The organism is Burkholderia sp. Cy-637 (assembly GCF_011753175.1).
GTDB classification, from domain to species: Bacteria; Pseudomonadota; Gammaproteobacteria; order Burkholderiales; family Burkholderiaceae; genus Burkholderia; species Burkholderia gladioli.
Genome location: NZ_VWWC01000174.1, coordinates 1 through 14,775, shown reverse-complemented (window position 1 = coordinate 14,775; position 14,775 = coordinate 1). Strand labels below are relative to the sequence as shown.

Here is a 14,775-nt window from a genome sequence, read left to right as displayed (position 1 = left end):
CCACTTCTTGATCAGATAGAACGCCTTGGCGCGCGCGTCCTGCTCTTGTGCCTCGGTCATCGTTAACGTGTTCAACATCATTGCGCTCGTCCATCCATTGATTGTTTGCCCGTGACGGCGGCCGCGCAGGCCTCGTCGAGGCTGGTGCTGCCGTCGTGCACGCGAGCCAGGGCGGCCTCGCGCAGCGAGCGCATGCCGTCGGCCTGCGCCTGGCGCGTGAGCGCGAGGCTGCCCGCGCGGGCGACGATCCGCTCGCGCAGCGTGTCGGAAACCGCCATCACCTGATGCAGGCCGATCCGGCCGCGATAGCCGATGCCATGACAGGCCTCGCAACCGGCCGCGACGAAGGGGCGCCAGCCGTCTTCGAGCCGGGCCGGATCGAGGCCGGCCGCGAGCAGGGCCGGGATCGACTCGCGCGAAGGCCGGCGGCATGCGGCGCAGAGCCGGCGCACCAGGCGCTGGGCGGTGACGATCCTCAGCGCCGCGGCGATGTGATAGGGCGCCACGCCGATGTCGAGCAGTCGCGCGATCGCGCCCGGCGCGTCGTTGGTATGCAGCGTCGACAACACCAGGTGGCCGGTCTGCGCGGCCTTCAGCGCCACGTCGGCGGTTTCGGCGTCACGGATCTCGCCGACCATGATCACGTCCGGATCCTGGCGCAGGAAGGCGCGCAGCGCGACCGCGAAGCTCAGGCCGGCCTTGTCGCGCACATTGACCTGGTTCAGTCCATCGAGTTGCAGCTCGGCCGGATCCTCGATGGTGCAGAGATTGCGCGAGGCGAGATTGAGCCCCTGCAAACAGCAATAGAGCGTGACGGTCTTGCCGCTGCCGGTCGGCCCAGTCACCAGCACCAGCCCGTGCGGCGCGGCGACGGCTGCTTCGAGCGCGCCGGCCTGCCGCGCATCGAAGCCGAGCGAGGATAGCGACAGATCGGCCGGCAGCGTGTCGAGGCGGCGCAGCACCAGCTTCTCGCCGTGCAGCGTGGGCAGCGAGCTGACGCGGTAGTCGCCCGTCAGGCCCGGCGCGAGGGCGATGCGCAGGCGGCCGTCCTGCGGCACGCGCCGCTCGGCGATGTCCAGGCGCGACAGCACCTTCAGGCGCGTGACCACGCCGTCGCGCAGGTGCGCGGGCGGCGCGGCGAACGGATGGAGCGCGCCGTCGATGCGCAATCGCACGCGCCAGCCGTGCTCGGCCGGTTCGATATGGATGTCGGAGGCGTCGCGCGCGGTGGCGGCCTTGAGGATCTCGTTGACCAGCGCGACCACCGGCGCGTCGCCGGCCGCGGCCGTGGATGCCGTGTCGGCGGCGAGGGAAGGAAGCGGCGCCAGGGGCAAGGGAGTGGACATCGGGGACCGGCCTCGCGGCCGCCTGCGAATCACGATGAAACGATCATCGCGCGGCCGGGCGGGACGCGGCAGTCGGCCGGATGGCCAGTGCGCGGTGGCGCGGCCGCCGGCGAGAGAGCCCGGCGCCGCTGCTCACGGCGGCGCGGGCCGGCTTCAGCGCAGCAGGGCGCGCGCGCCGCGCGTGGTGCGCGGCTTGAACAGCTTGACGGTGCGCACGGCCTGGTCGTCGCTGCGCATCACCTCGAGCATCACGTCGCCGATCTTCATGCAGACGTCGCCGTCGGGAATCTCCTCGAGGATCTCGAGGATCAGCCCGTTGAGCGTCTTCGGCCCCTTGGTCGGCAAGCTCAGGTGCAGCCAGCGGTTCAGTTCGCGCAGCGGGATGCTGCCGGCGACGATGCATTCGCCGCTGGCGTTCCAGCCGCCGCGCGAGCTGCCGCCGTTCGGCGTGGAGGTGGTGAACTCGCCGATCAGCTCCTCGATGATGTCCTCGGGCGTGAGCAGCCCTTCCAGTTCGCCGTATTCGTTGACCACCAGCGCGGTGCGCTGCCGGCTTTCCTGGAAATACTGGAGCTGCTGGAACACCGGCGTGCCCGAGGGCACGTAATAAGGCTCGGCCAGCAGGCCGCGCAGCGTGTCGCGGTCGAGTTCCTGGTTGTGCAGCGCGGTCAGCGTCTTGCGCACGTGCAGCACGCCGAGCACCTGGTCGATATCGCCCTGGTAGACGATCAGCCGGTTGTGGTAGCAGGTCTCCAGCTGGTGGAGGATGTCGTCGAGCGGGGCGTCGAAGTTCAGCGACTCGATCTGGCGGCGCGGAATCATCACGTCGTCCACGGTGATGTTCTCGAGGTCGAACAGGTTCAGCAGGATGCTGCGGTGCTTGGTCGGCATGAAGCTGCCGGATTCGAGCACGATCGAGCGCAGTTCCTCGGGCGAGAAGCGCTGGTCGCGATCGCCCTGGGTATTGATGCGCAGCATGCGCAAGATGCCGTTGGCGAGCTGGTTGACGAACCAGATCACCGGTTTCATGACGCGCATCAGCGGCGCGATCACCAGGCTGGCCGGCAGCGCGATGCGCTCGGGATAGGTCGCGCCGACGATCTTCGGCGTGATTTCCGCGAACACGATGATCAGGAAGGCGACGATGCCGGTCGCGATCGACAGCACCAGGTTGTCGTGGCCGAAGGTGCGCAGCGCGATCGAGGTGGTCAGCACCGGGATGATGGTGTTGAACAGGTTGTTGCCGATCAGGATCACGCTGAGCAGCGTGTCGGTGCGCGACAGCAGGCGCTGGGTGGTCTTCGCGCCGAGCGCGTTCTGGCCGGCGAGCAGTTTCAGCCGATGGCGGTTGAGCGCCATCATGGCCGTTTCGGAGATCGAGAAGAAGCTGGAGCAGAGGAGCAGGACAAAGACGGCGCAGATTTGCGCCCATAAGGGAATGTGGTCCACTCGGATCGGGGTCGGTCAGGGTCAGGAATGGGAATGACTATAGCAGAGGGGCGGGTGCCGCTCGTGACGGGCCGGCTGCCGTGCTTCGCCGGCGACAGGCGAAAAAAAACCGCGCAGTGACTGCGCGGTTTTTGCAATTCTGGTCGGGGTGAGAGGATTCGAACCTCCGGCCTCTACGTCCCGAACGTAGCGCTCTACCAGGCTAAGCTACACCCCGAATTGGACTCTTCTGCCACTTCCGTCTCTTTCAAGACTTTCGTGTCGTCGAGTAAGAACATAATTCTAGCAGCGAGTTTTTGAAAATGGAAGAGGGAAACGAAAAAATTGCATCGGCCGCGGCCTGGGCTTCCTGACGCGCGCATTCCAGCGTGTGGTCGAGCGCCCCCGAACGCGTGATCGCCTCGAAGATCGTCTCGAAGCGATCGGTGCCGCCCTGCTCGATGGCCTCGCGCGCCAGCGCCTGCTGCTCGGGCGTGCCGTGCTCAAGCAGGTGGATCAGCGGCAGCGTCGGCTTGCCTTCGCGCAGGTCGTCGCCGGCGTTCTTGCCCATCGATTCGGCGGTGCCCGCGTAGTCGAGCCAATCGTCCATGATCTGGAAGGCGGTGCCGATGCGGCGGCCGTATTCGGCGGCGGCGGCCTCGGTGCTCGCGTCCGCGCCGGCCAGCACGGCGCCCAGCCGCGCCGAGGCCTCGAACAGCTTGGCCGTCTTGTAGCGGATCACCTGCATGTAGCGCGATTCGTCGACGTCGGCGTCATGCATGTTGAGCAGTTGCAGCACCTCGCCCTCGGAGATGATGGTGGTCGCCTCCGAGAGGATCTCCATCACGCGCATCTTGCCGACACCGACCATCATCTCGAACGAGCGCGAGTAGAGATAGTCGCCGACCAGCACGCTGGCGGCGTTGCCGAACAGCGCGTTGGCGGTCTTGCGGCCGCGCCGCAGTTCCGATTCGTCGACCACGTCGTCGTGCAGCAGCGTCGCGGTATGGATGAACTCGACGACGGCGGCCAGCGTGTGGCGATGGCTCGAGCCGTCGCCCAGCGCGCCCGCGACGAGCAGCAGCAGGGCAGGCCGCAGCCGCTTGCCGCCCGCGCCGATGATGTATTCCGCGATCTGGTTGATCAGCAGCACGTCGGACGACAGGCTGTGCCGAATCACGCGGTTGACCTGCTCCATATCGTCGACGATCGGGGCCAGCAGTTGGGCAGCGCTCAGGGAAGGGGAGGCAGTGGACGACATGATCATGGAATTGGGTAGTGCGCCGGATTATAAGGCGATTCGGCGCCGCGCCGGGCCGGCGCCTGCCGGATGGCCGGTTTTGCGCGCCGATGTGTGGTGCGATCACGGCCCGCGGCGGCGCGTCGGCGACACCCGACGAGACCGCGCCGCACCGGGTGACACCAGCCCCGGCGCCTTGCTCGGCGGGCCGCGAGGGGCCGCTGCCGGCTACCGGGCTGCATCGAAGCGAGGACGCGCCCGGGCTGCGAATCCACCGCCGGAAACGGCCCCGCGAGTCGCGTCGACGATAGATTTTGACCTGACTGCTAACTCTCTGTATAATCACGCGTTTTCCGTGCGCGGTGCATGGAAAAACAGATCCAGAGTGAGGTTCTCAATGTACGCGGTCATAAAAACCGGTGGCAAGCAGTACAAGGTTGCCGTCGGCGAAAAACTCAAAGTAGAACAGATACCGGCAGACATTGACGCAGAAATCACGCTCGACCAGGTTCTCGCGGTAGGCGAAGGCGAATCGATTCAGTTCGGTACGCCGCTGGTCAGTGGGGCTTCCGTCAAGGCTACCGTTGTCTCCCACGGTCGTCATGCCAAGGTCACCATCTTCAAGATGCGTCGCCGGAAGCACTACCAAAAGCACGGCGGCCACCGCCAGAACTACACCGAACTGCGCATCGACGCGATCAACGCGTAAGCGCCAAGACGGTAAAGGAGCTATCAAATGGCACACAAAAAGGCAGGCGGGTCTTCCCGCAACGGCCGCGACTCCGAATCGAAGCGCCTCGGCGTGAAGGTTTACGGCGGCCAGGCAATCAATGCCGGTGGCATCATCGTCCGTCAGCGCGGCACGCGCATGCACCCGGGCGAAAACGTCGGCATCGGCAAGGACCACACGCTGTTCGCGCTGGTCGATGGTCACGTTAAGTTCGCGACCAAGGGCGCAGCCCGCAAGCACACGGTTATCGTCGTTCCGGCCGCTGCGTAAGTTTTCGCCGGTTCGGGCTTCATAGCCTCAAAGGCCCCGCGGAACACGCGGGGCCTTTTTCATTTGCGCGATGGCGCGCGCGGCCTGGCCGGCCCGGTCCGGCTCGACCTGGCCCCCGGGGCGGATTGGTCAAGCGCGGCGGCACGCGGCACAATATTGGTTCAAATTCTGGGCGGAGCAACGGATGAAGTTCATTGACGAAGCGCGAATCGAAGTCATCGCCGGGAACGGAGGTGATGGCAGCGCGTCGATGCGCCGCGAGAAGTTCGTTCCGTTCGGCGGGCCGGACGGCGGCGACGGCGGCCGCGGCGGCAGCGTCTATGCGGTCGCCGATCGCAACATCAACACGCTGATCGACTACCGGTTCGCGAAGAAACACCTGGCGCGCAACGGCGAGAACGGGCGCGGCTCGGATTGCTACGGCAAGGGCGGCGACGACATCACGCTGCGCATGCCGGTCGGCACCGTGATCACCGACATGGATACCGGCGAGCTGATCGCCGACCTGACCGAGCACGAGCAGAAGGTGCTGGTGGCCGAAGGCGGCGCGGGCGGCCTCGGCAACCTGCACTTCAAGTCGAGCACCAATCGCGCGCCGCGGCAGAAGACCGACGGCAAGCCCGGCGAGCGCCGCATGGTGAAGCTCGAGCTGAAGGTGCTGGCCGACGTCGGCCTACTCGGCATGCCCAACGCGGGCAAGTCGACCTTCATTTCCTCGGTGTCCAACGCCAAGCCGAAGATCGCCGACTACCCGTTCACCACGCTCGCGCCGAACCTCGGCGTGGTACGTGTGGGCCCGAGCAAGAGCTTCGTAATCGCCGACATCCCGGGGCTGATCGAGGGCGCCGCCGAAGGCGCGGGCCTCGGCCACCAGTTCCTGCGCCACCTCCAGCGCACCGGCGTGCTGCTGCACCTGGTCGACCTTGCGCCCTTCGACGAGAACGTCGATCCGGTCGCCGAGGCGACGGCCATCGTCGGCGAGCTGCGCAAGTACGACGAATCGCTCTACGAGAAGCCGCGCTGGCTGGTGCTGAACAAGCTCGACATGGTGCCCGAGGACGAGCGCGCCGAGCGCGTCGCGGATTTCATCCGCCGCTTCGGCTGGGATGGCCCGGTGTTCGAGATCTCGGCGCTGACCGGGCAGGGCTGCGATAACCTCGTCTACGCCGTCTACGACTATCTCACCGAGCATTCGGATGCGCATCGCGCCTCCGAGGCCGAGGACCTGGCCGCCGACGTGCGTTTTCGCGAGACGCCGGGCGGCGCCGCGCCGTCGAAGTCCGAGGCGGACTGAAGGCCGCCGGCGGCGCATGCCGCCGCCGTGCCCGGCTCGGGCGGCGGGCTCGCGCCCGTCGCATCCCGATTTGGATTGCGCTTCACTGACAGGAGTTAGCGCACGATGCGTTCGATCATCGCCGATTCGAAGCGATTGGTTGTGAAGGTGGGTTCCAGCCTCGTCACCAACGACGGGCGCGGGCTCGATCATGCGGCGATCGGCCGTTGGGCGGCGCAGATCGCGGCCCTGCGCGAGGCCGGCAAGGAGGTCGTGCTGGTCAGCTCGGGCGCGATCGCCGAGGGCATGCAGCGGCTCGGCTGGAGCAAGCGGCCACGCGAGATCGACGAGTTGCAGGCCGCCGCCGCGGTCGGCCAGATGGGGCTCGCGCAGGTCTACGAGAGCCGCTTCGCCGAGCACGGCATCCGTACCGCGCAGATCCTGCTGACCCACGCCGACCTGGCCGACCGCGAACGCTACCTCAACGCGCGCTCGACCCTGCTGACGCTGCTGCGCCTGGGCGTGGTGCCGATCATCAACGAGAACGACACGGTGGTCACCGACGAAATCAAGTTCGGCGACAACGACACGCTCGGCGCGCTGGTCGCGAACCTGATCGAGGGCGATGCGCTGGTGATCCTGACCGACCAGTCGGGCCTGTTTACCGCCGATCCGCGCAAGGACCCGGCCGCCACCCTGGTGCAGGAAGCCGATGCGGGCGCGCCCGAACTCGAGGCGATGGCCGGCGGCGCCGGCTCGAGCCTGGGCCGCGGCGGCATGCTGACCAAGATCCTGGCCGCCAAGCGTGCCGCGCACAGCGGCGCCAATACGGTGATCGCGAGCGGCCGCGAGACCGAGGTGCTGGTGCGGCTGGCCGCCGGCGAGGCGATCGGCACCCAGCTGATCGCGCGCACCGCGCGCATGGCCGCGCGCAAGCAATGGATGGCCGACCACCTGCAGGTGCGCGGCCACGTGGTGATCGACGCCGGCGCGGTCGAGAAGCTGACGGCCGGCGGCAAGAGCCTGCTGCCGATCGGCATCGTCGCGGTGCAGGGCGTGTTCGCGCGCGGCGAGGTGATCGCCTGCGTCAACGATGCCGGTCGCGAGATCGCGCGCGGCCTGACGAACTACAGCAGTGCCGAAACCAAGCTGATCCAGCGCAAGCCGAGCGGCGAGATCGAGACGGTGCTCGGCTACATGCTCGAGCCCGAGCTGATCCATCGCGACAATCTAGTCCTGGTCTGAGGCAGCTCGCGCCCCAGTAAAAAAGCCCGCGCGGGATATCCCGCGCGGGCTTTTTCATTGAGCAAGCGGTAGTCGCTCGATCGGCGGTGTCTCAGCGCACCTGCTGGTTCAGGATGGTGCGATGGGCGCGCAGGTTGTCGATGATGGTGCTGGTCTTGGCGGCCGGCATCTTGTTCGAGCAGAAGTAATCCTGGTAGAGCGCGGCGCGATAGGCATTCAGGTTGCCGTTCTCGATGCGCTGCCAGTCGGTCTCGACGGTGCGGTCCCAGCCGTTGTGGTCGGCGTCCAGCGCCGCGTACTGGCGCCATTCGTAGGTGTCGCAGCGGATTCCTTCGTAGATCACGTTGCGCGCGCCGGCCGGGCTGGTGATCACCGAGGTGTAGCGGACGATGCCGTCGGTGCCCACGCTCAGCGAGCTGGCATCGACGAAGAACTTCAGCGGCGTGTTCTGGGAGACCTCGAAGGGCAGCAGGTTGGACGGCTGCGGCAGGGGCGGGAGCGTATCGACCGTGTTTTCCTTCCAGCTGGGCTGGCGGTCGAGCAGGTAGACGAACGCGCTGTCGTCCTTGTTGGACGGCTCGCTCGATGTCTTGGAATGGGCGCAGCCGGCCAGCACGGCAACCGCGGCGAGCGACGCCGCGGCGAAAGCGAACGATTTCAAATTGCACACCTCGAAAAAAGGGCGCGGCAAACGCTGCCGCGCCCGGACATGCCTCGATTCCTACCCCGGTCGGCCGGGATCAGTCGCGCAGCAGGAAACCGCCCGGCGTCTCGTCGAGCGCGCTGGCGCCCGGCTCGACTTCGGAACAGACCTGCGAAGCGTCGAACGGCTGGGAGCCGATCACGCGAGGATAGCGCGTCGCCCGCAGGGCGCGCACCTTGTTGCTGTCGGGCCGCTGCGCCGGCCGGCGCAGGAAGCGCGACAGTTCCGTCAACGCCAACTGATACACATCCCGCTTGAACTCGATCACCGCGTCGAGCGGCACCCAGTACTCGTTCCAGCGCCAGGCGTCGAACTCCGGGTGGTCGGTGGCACGCAGACAAATGTCGCAGTCGCGTCCGACCATCCGCAGCAGAAACCAGATCTGCTTCTGTCCGCGATAATGCCCGCGGACCTCGCGCTTGATGAACTTGTCAGGCACCTCGTAACGCAACCAGTCGCGCGTGCGACCGATGATCTTGACGTGCTCGGGGAGCAGGCCGGTTTCCTCATGCAGTTCCCGGAACATCGCCTGCATCGGGGTCTCACCATACTTGATGCCCCCTTGCGGAAATTGCCAGGAATGCTCACGAAGCCGTTTGCCCCAAAACACCTCATTGTGCGCGTTCAGCAGGATGATGCCGACGTTCGGGCGAAAGCCTTCACGATCCAGCATACAACCACCTTCGAATCCTTTAAAATTGCTTTGATTATAAACAGATAACGGGCGCCGCGCACCGCAACGGACCGAATCTCGGCGAGCTGCGTCAGCTACACTGTCCCTGATTAGTCTGCTAAGTCATCTGTGCCGCAAGCGCCTGCTGGTCGCTCGTCGCGCATGATCATCCACCCCATTTCGCCTTTTTCTGGCGGCCCGGATTGGGCCGTCGTTTCTGGAACTGTCCGCATGAAAGCCTCCCGTTTCTTTATCGGCACCCTGAAGGAAGCTCCCGCCGACGCCGAGATCGTCAGCCACAAGCTGATGGTGCGCGCCGGCATGATTCGCCGCGTCGCCGGCGGCATCTACAACTATCTGCCGGTCGGCCTGCGCTCGATCCGCAAGGTCGAGGCGATCGTGCGCGAGGAGATGAACCGGGCAGGCGCGATCGAACTGCTGATGCCGGCGGTGCAGCCGGCCGAGCTCTGGCAGGAATCGGGGCGCTGGGAGCAATACGGCCCCGAGCTGCTGCGCATCAAGGACCGCAAGGACAACGACTTCGTGATCGGGCCGACGCACGAGGAAGTGATCACCGACATCGCGCGCAACCAGATCAAGAGCTACCGGCAGATGCCGGTGAACTTCTACCAGATCCAGACCAAGTTCCGCGACGAGATCCGTCCGCGCTTCGGCGTGATGCGCGGGCGCGAATTCATCATGAAGGACGCCTATTCCTTCGACAAGGACCAGGCCGGCCTCAAGGAGTCGTATCGCAAGATGTACGACGCCTATGTGCGCGTGTTCACGCGCATCGGCCTGGAGTTCCGCGCGGTGGCGGCCGACAACGGCTCGATCGGCGGCAGCGGCTCGCATGAGTTCCACGTGATCGCCGACACCGGCGAGGACGCGATCGCCTACTGCCCGAGCTCGGAGTTCGCCGCCAACGTCGAGGCCGCCGAGGCGCTGCCGCTGATCGCCAGCCGCGCGGCGCCGGCCGAGGCGATGGCCAAGGTCGCCACGCCCGGCAAGGCCAAGTGCGAGGCGGTCGCGGAACTGCTCGACATCCCCCTGGCACGCACCATCAAGTCGATCATCGTCGCCACCGAGAACGAGGGCGCCGAGCCCACCATCTGGCTGCTGATGCTGCGCGGCGACCACGATCTCAACGAGATCAAGGCCTCCAGGCTGCCGGGCCTGGCCGGCCACCGGATGGCGACCGAAGCCGAGATCGTCGAATGGTTCGGCACGCCGCCGGGCTACCTGGGTCCGATCGGTACCCGGAAGCCGGTCAAGGTGATCGCCGATCGCACGGTCGCCAACATGAGCGATTTCGTGGTCGGTGCCAACGAGGTCGATTACCACATCGCCGGCGTGAATTGGGGCCGCGACCTGCCGGAACCGGAAGTCGCCGACCTGCGCAACGTGCAGAAGGGCGATCCCTCGCCGGACGGCAAGGGCGTGCTCGACATCTGCCGCGGCATCGAGGTCGGCCACGTGTTCCAGCTCGGCACCAAGTATTCGAAGGCGATGGGCTCGACCTTCCTCGACGAGGGCGGCAAGCCCCAGCCGATGGAGATGGGCTGCTACGGGATCGGCATCACGCGGATCCTCGGCGCCGCGATCGAACAGAACTTCGACGACAAGGGCATCATCTGGCCCGAATCGATCGCCCCGTTCGAGGTGGTGCTCTGTCCGATGGGCTATGACCGCAGCGAGGCGGTGCGCAATGCCGCCGACCAGCTCCACGCGGACTTGCTCGCGGCCGGCATCGACGTGATCCTCGACGATCGCGGCGAGCGTCCGGGCGTGATGTTCGCCGACTGGGAACTGATCGGCGTGCCGCATCGCCTGGTGATCGGCGAGCGCGGCCTGAAGGATGGCAAGATCGAGTACCAGGGCCGCCGCGATACCGAAGCCAGCCTGTTGCCGGCCGAAGGCGCCGCCCTGACCGTCATCGAGAAGGTCCGCGAGGCGCTCGCGCGCTGAAGCGGCGCCCGCACCGTCGCGGCGCGCAGCCGGAGTCAAACATGGAATACAACTTCGTGTCCGCGACGGTGCTGCTGATCCTGATCACGGATCCGCTCGGCAATATCCCGCTGTTCATCGCCGCGCTGCGTCATGTGCCGGGGCCGCGCCGCGTGCGCGTGATCCTGCGCGAGATCGCGATCGCCTTCACCATCCTGCTGCTGTTCATGGTGGTCGGCGACCGCTTCCTGCGGATGATGAGCCTGACCGACCTGTCCCTGCGCATCGGCGGCGGGATCGTGCTGTTCCTGATCGCGCTGCGGATGATCTTCCCGCATCCGGACGGCGCCTTCGGCAATGATCCGCGCGGCGCCGAGCCCTTCATCGTGCCGCTCGCGATTCCCGCCCTGGCCGGCCCCTCGGCGCTGGCCACCGTGATGCTGCTGACCTCGCAGGCGCCCGGCAAGACCATGGAGTGGGTCGGCGCGCTGACGGTGACGATGCTGGTCTGCGCGATCGTGCTGGTGCTGGCCGAGCGCATCCAGCGCTGGCTCGGCGAGCGCACCGTGATGGCCTTCGAGCGGCTGATGGGGCTGGTGCTGGTGGCGATCTCGGTGGAGATGATCCTGGCCGGCATCCGCGCCTTCGTGCATCAACTGTAGATCGCACCGGACGCGCATCGCGGTTGCATCCCAAATGAAAAACGGCTCGCGTGAAAACGCGAGCCGTTTCGTTTTGCGGCGCGAGGCGCCTGCGCGCCGCTCAGAACTGGGCGGTCAGCGCGCGGATCGTCGGCAGGTTGCGCCAGTAGCCCTTGGCGTCCATCCCGCAGCCGAACACGTAGCGATCCGGCACCGAGAAACCGCAGAAATCGGGATGCAGCGGCTTGGCCTTGGCCAGCGTCTTCTCGCAGAGCACCGCCGACAGGAAGCGCTTGGCGCCCATGTCGAGGATCCGGTCGCGGATCGCTGCCATGGTCTCGCCCTCGTCGAGGATGTCGTCGAGCACGATCACGATGCGGTCCTTCACCGATTCGCGCGGCGCCACGCGCCAGTGCATCTCGGGGCTGCCCTGGGTGGTGTTGCGATAGCGCGTCAGGTGGATGTAGTCGAACTCGAGCGGGAAGTCGAGATGGGGCAGCAGCATGCCCGTGAACACGGCCGCGCCGCCCATCACCGACAGCACGAGCGGGAACGCGTCGCCGATCTCGGCGCGGATCGCCGAAGCCATCCGGGCGATCGACGCGTTGACCTCGTCGGCGGAGACGATCTGTTCGGAGTGTTGGAATATCTGGAGAGCTTCTTCGCGGTTCATGTGTTCTGAGGTGCGATCGGAAAAATCGGAAACGGCCCGGCGGGGTCGCATGCGGGCCGTCCGGGGCGGCCCGCGCTCGGGCCGGCGGGCGATGCGCTAATAGGATATACCGCGCATCGCGCCGCGTGGGGGCGGGAAAGTATCAGCGCAGGCCCGGCATCATGCCCTTCAGGCCGCGCATCATCTTCTGCATGTTGCCGCCCTTGAGCTTCTTCATCATGGTGCGCATCTGGTCGTACTGGTTCAGCATCCGGTTGACCTCCTGCACCGGCACGCCGGCGCCGGCGGCGATGCGGCGCTTGCGGGTGGCCTTGATCAGCTCGGGCTTGGCGCGCTCGGCCGGCGTCATCGAGTTGATGATGCCCTCCATGCGGCGGATCTGCTTCTCGGCCTGGCCCATGTTGGCGCCGGCCGCGGCCTGCTGGAACTGCGCCGGCAGCTTGTCCATCAGCGAGGACAGCCCGCCCATGTTCTTCATCTGGGAGATCTGCGCGCGGAAATCGTTGAGGTCGAAGTCGCCGCCCTTCTTGACCTTGTCGGCGAGCTTCTGCGCGGCCTTCATGTCGACGCCGCGCTGCGCCTCCTCGACCAGGGCGAGGATGTCGCCCATGCCGAGGATCCGGTTCGCCATCCGGTCCGGGTGGAACACCTCGAGGCCGTCGAGCTTCTCGGCCACGCCGACGAACTTGATCGGCTTGCCGGTGATATGGCGCACCGACAGCGCCGCGCCGCCTCGCGAATCGCCGTCGAGCTTGGTGAGCACCACGCCGGTGAGCGGCAGGGCGTCGTTGAAGGCCTTGGCGGTGTTGACGGCATCCTGGCCCAGCATCGCGTCGACCACGAACAGCGTCTCGGCCGGGTTGATCGCCGCGTGCAGCTCGGCGATCTCCTTCATCATCGCCTCGTCGATACCGAGGCGGCCGGCCGTGTCGACGATCAGCACGTCGTGGTAGTGGCGCTTGGCCCAGTCGAGCGCGGCGCGCGCGATCTCGACCGGCTTCTGGTCCGGGGTGGAGGCGAAGAAGTCGGCGCCGACCTGTTCGCTCACCGTTTTGAGCTGGGCGATCGCGGCGGGACGGTAGACGTCGCAGGACACCGTCAGCACCTTCTTCTTCTGCTTGTCGCGCAGCAGCTTGGCGAGCTTGCCGACCGTGGTGGTCTTGCCCGCGCCCTGCAGGCCCGCCATCAGGATGACGGCCGGCGGCGTGACGGCCAGGTTCAGCTCGGCGGCCTTGCCCTCGTAGTCGCCGCCGATCACGGCGGTCAGTTCCTTCTGCACCACGGCGACCAGCGCCTGGCCCGGCGACAGGCTGCTGAGCACCTCCTCGCCGAGCGCCTTCTCCTTGACCTTGGCGATGAATTCGCGGACCACGGGCAGCGCGACGTCGGCCTCGAGCAGCGCGAGCCGGACCTCGCGCAGCATTTCCTGCGTGTTCGCCTCGGTGAGACGGGCTTCGCCGCGCAGCGTCTTGACGACGTGCGCCATCCGTTGGGTGAGATTGTCGAGCATGGGGAGCGATGGACAGTGGGGCCCGAAGGCGCGCGTCGGCTATATTGACAGCCGTCGCAGGCGAGGGGGCTAGTGTAAACTTCGAACATGGATATTGTACTGTATGCCCTCACCGCGCTCCTGTACGGCGGCCTGTCCGTCGCGGGATGGCGGGCGCACCGTTCCGGCCTGGCGCAGCCGCTGGTCGCGAGCGTGCCGGCCGTGCCGCGCGAGACGCGTCCGTCCGCTGCGTCCGGGGTGAGCGGAACCGGCCGCGCGCTGCTGTTCGCGGCCCTGGTCTCGCACGGCGTGCTGCTGCACGCCACCATCTTCCCGCACGACGCGATGCTGTTCGGCTTCGCGTTCGCGCTCTCGGCGATGTTCTGGCTCGGCGCCGGCATCTACTGGATCGAGAGCTTCTTCTTCCCGCTCGACAGCCTGCGCCTGCTGGTGCTGCCGCTGGCGTGCGTGGCCTCGCTGCTGCCGCTCGGCTTCGGCGGCGTGCGCGTGCTGCCCTATGCGGCCGCGCCATTGTTCAAGATGCACTTCCTGATCGCCAACATCGCCTATGGATTGTTCGCGATCGCGGCCCTGCACGCGGTGCTGATGCTGATGGTGGAGCGTCGCCTGCACGCGCTGCGCCAGGGTAGCCGGATCGAGTCGGCGGGTTTCCTGGCCGGCTGGCTGGAGACGCTGCCGCCGCTGCTCACGCTCGAGAAGCTGCTGTTCCGCCTGATCGGCGCCGGCTTCGTCCTGCTCACGCTGACGCTCGCCTCGGGCATCCTGTTCAGCGAGCAGGTCGACGCGCGCGCGCTGCGCTTCGACCACAAGACGGTGTTCGCGATCCTCTCGTGGTTCATGTTCGGCGGTATCCTCGTCGCGCGCCGGCTGTCCGGCTGGCGCGGACGCGGTGCCGCGCGCTGGGTGCTCGTCTCGTTCGGCGCGCTGTTGCTCGCCTACGTCGGCAGCCGCTTCGTGCTCGAGGTGCTGCTGCACCGTTCCGTGGTCTGATGGCCTGATTCCGATGCGTAACCTTCTTCTGCTGATCCTCCTGTTCTTCGCCGGTTCCTGGCTCGCGCGCAAGCTGCGCCAGGAACCGGCGAAGAACAGGAGGATA

14 protein-coding genes, 1 tRNA gene and 1 pseudogene are annotated in these 14,775 nt (G+C 66.8%); 8 read left to right on the top strand and 8 right to left on the bottom strand.

Going from position 1 to position 14,775, the window contains the following annotated elements; translation table 11 throughout:
* Positions 1-77: 77 nt before the first annotated feature.
* From F3J10_RS29775 to F3J10_RS29760, 4 genes are all read right to left on the bottom strand, one after another.
* Positions 78-1,346: an ATPase, T2SS/T4P/T4SS family gene (locus F3J10_RS29775; RefSeq protein ID WP_240155743.1), complete on the bottom strand. Its 1,269-nt coding sequence runs from the start codon at positions 1,344-1,346 to the stop codon at positions 78-80.
* 153 nt (positions 1,347-1,499) lie between these two features.
* Positions 1,500-2,795 (bottom strand): HlyC/CorC family transporter, encoded by a 1,296-nt coding sequence (locus F3J10_RS29770; RefSeq protein WP_025096841.1) that lies wholly within the window; start codon positions 2,793-2,795, stop codon positions 1,500-1,502.
* 140 nt (positions 2,796-2,935) lie between these two features.
* Positions 2,936-3,012, bottom strand: a tRNA-Pro gene (locus tag F3J10_RS29765).
* A 30-nt stretch (positions 3,013-3,042) separates the two neighbouring features.
* Positions 3,043-4,035 (bottom strand): polyprenyl synthetase family protein, encoded by a 993-nt coding sequence (locus F3J10_RS29760; protein WP_036038944.1) that lies wholly within the window; start codon positions 4,033-4,035, stop codon positions 3,043-3,045.
* A gap of 376 nt (positions 4,036-4,411) precedes the next feature.
* On the opposite strand from F3J10_RS29760, the gene rplU reads away from it, so the two are divergent.
* The 4 genes from rplU (at position 4,412) to proB (ending at position 7,532) form a co-directional block, all read left to right on the top strand.
* Positions 4,412-4,723 (top strand): 50S ribosomal protein L21, encoded by a 312-nt coding sequence (gene rplU / locus F3J10_RS29755; protein ID WP_004194344.1) that lies wholly within the window; start codon positions 4,412-4,414, stop codon positions 4,721-4,723.
* Positions 4,724-4,750: 27 nt separating this feature from the next.
* Positions 4,751-5,014 carry a 50S ribosomal protein L27 gene (gene rpmA / locus F3J10_RS29750; RefSeq protein WP_013696571.1) on the top strand — a complete coding sequence of 88 codons (264 nt, stop codon included), beginning with the start codon at positions 4,751-4,753 and terminating at the stop codon, positions 5,012-5,014.
* Positions 5,015-5,198: 184 nt separating this feature from the next.
* Positions 5,199-6,308, top strand: coding sequence for an Obg family GTPase CgtA (gene cgtA / locus F3J10_RS29745; RefSeq protein ID WP_025096839.1), 1,110 nt, complete (start codon positions 5,199-5,201; stop codon positions 6,306-6,308).
* A 105-nt stretch (positions 6,309-6,413) separates the two neighbouring features.
* Positions 6,414-7,532: a glutamate 5-kinase gene (gene proB, locus F3J10_RS29740; protein WP_025096838.1), complete on the top strand. Its 1,119-nt coding sequence runs from the start codon at positions 6,414-6,416 to the stop codon at positions 7,530-7,532.
* A gap of 91 nt (positions 7,533-7,623) precedes the next feature.
* Here the strand turns inward: proB and F3J10_RS29735 are convergent, their stop codons facing one another.
* Both F3J10_RS29735 and F3J10_RS29730 read right to left on the bottom strand, forming a co-directional pair.
* Positions 7,624-8,193, bottom strand: coding sequence for a CNP1-like family protein (locus tag F3J10_RS29735; protein ID WP_025096837.1), 570 nt, complete (start codon positions 8,191-8,193; stop codon positions 7,624-7,626).
* 79 nt (positions 8,194-8,272) lie between these two features.
* Entirely contained in the window at positions 8,273-8,908 is a 636-nt protein-coding gene (locus F3J10_RS29730) for an RNA pyrophosphohydrolase (RefSeq protein ID WP_013696575.1), read from the bottom strand.
* A gap of 231 nt (positions 8,909-9,139) precedes the next feature.
* On the opposite strand from F3J10_RS29730, the gene F3J10_RS29720 reads away from it, so the two are divergent.
* Together F3J10_RS29720 and F3J10_RS29715 are read left to right on the top strand one after the other, a co-directional pair.
* Complete coding sequence (locus F3J10_RS29720; protein WP_166915808.1) at positions 9,140-10,876, top strand: proline--tRNA ligase; 1,737 nt, start codon at positions 9,140-9,142, stop codon at positions 10,874-10,876.
* 41 nt (positions 10,877-10,917) lie between these two features.
* Entirely contained in the window at positions 10,918-11,517 is a 600-nt protein-coding gene (locus F3J10_RS29715) for a MarC family protein (RefSeq protein ID WP_013696577.1), read from the top strand.
* 100 nt (positions 11,518-11,617) lie between these two features.
* On the opposite strand, the gene F3J10_RS29710 is transcribed toward F3J10_RS29715, so the two are convergent.
* The gene (locus F3J10_RS29710; RefSeq protein WP_025096835.1) at positions 11,618-12,169 is read right to left on the bottom strand and encodes a hypoxanthine-guanine phosphoribosyltransferase; all 552 of its coding nucleotides are present in this window, start codon (positions 12,167-12,169) and stop codon (positions 11,618-11,620) included.
* Positions 12,170-12,311: 142 nt separating this feature from the next.
* A complete protein-coding gene (ffh, locus tag F3J10_RS29705) occupies positions 12,312-13,679 on the bottom strand; it encodes a signal recognition particle protein (RefSeq protein ID WP_025096834.1) in 1,368 nt (455 codons plus the stop codon).
* Between the two features lie 87 nt (positions 13,680-13,766).
* Here ffh and ccsA point away from each other — a divergent pair, with 87 nt between their 5' ends.
* Positions 13,767-14,669 carry a cytochrome c biogenesis protein CcsA gene (ccsA, locus tag F3J10_RS29700; RefSeq protein ID WP_025096833.1) on the top strand — a complete coding sequence of 301 codons (903 nt, stop codon included), beginning with the start codon at positions 13,767-13,769 and terminating at the stop codon, positions 14,667-14,669.
* A gap of 13 nt (positions 14,670-14,682) precedes the next feature.
* Positions 14,683-14,775 (top strand): annotated as a pseudogene (locus tag F3J10_RS29695) (deaminase); the annotation flags it as partial.

Excerpts from the sequence above, each read along its gene's own strand:
- F3J10_RS29775 (WP_240155743.1), bottom strand. The coding sequence starts at position 1,346 with ATGTCCACTCCCTTGCCCCTGGCGCCGCTTCCTTCCCTCGCCGCCGAC.
- F3J10_RS29760 (WP_036038944.1), bottom strand. The coding sequence starts at position 4,035 with ATGTCGTCCACTGCCTCCCCTTCCCTGAGCGCTGCCCAACTGCTGGCC.
- rplU (WP_004194344.1), top strand. The coding sequence starts at position 4,412 with ATGTACGCGGTCATAAAAACCGGTGGCAAGCAGTACAAGGTTGCCGTC.
- rpmA (WP_013696571.1), top strand. The coding sequence starts at position 4,751 with ATGGCACACAAAAAGGCAGGCGGGTCTTCCCGCAACGGCCGCGACTCC.
- cgtA (WP_025096839.1), top strand. The coding sequence starts at position 5,199 with ATGAAGTTCATTGACGAAGCGCGAATCGAAGTCATCGCCGGGAACGGA.
- proB (WP_025096838.1), top strand. The coding sequence starts at position 6,414 with ATGCGTTCGATCATCGCCGATTCGAAGCGATTGGTTGTGAAGGTGGGT.
- F3J10_RS29730 (WP_013696575.1), bottom strand. The coding sequence starts at position 8,908 with ATGCTGGATCGTGAAGGCTTTCGCCCGAACGTCGGCATCATCCTGCTG.
- F3J10_RS29720 (WP_166915808.1), top strand. The coding sequence starts at position 9,140 with ATGAAAGCCTCCCGTTTCTTTATCGGCACCCTGAAGGAAGCTCCCGCC.
- F3J10_RS29715 (WP_013696577.1), top strand. The coding sequence starts at position 10,918 with ATGGAATACAACTTCGTGTCCGCGACGGTGCTGCTGATCCTGATCACG.
- F3J10_RS29710 (WP_025096835.1), bottom strand. The coding sequence starts at position 12,169 with ATGAACCGCGAAGAAGCTCTCCAGATATTCCAACACTCCGAACAGATC.
- ffh (WP_025096834.1), bottom strand. The coding sequence starts at position 13,679 with ATGCTCGACAATCTCACCCAACGGATGGCGCACGTCGTCAAGACGCTG.
- ccsA (WP_025096833.1), top strand. The coding sequence starts at position 13,767 with ATGGATATTGTACTGTATGCCCTCACCGCGCTCCTGTACGGCGGCCTG.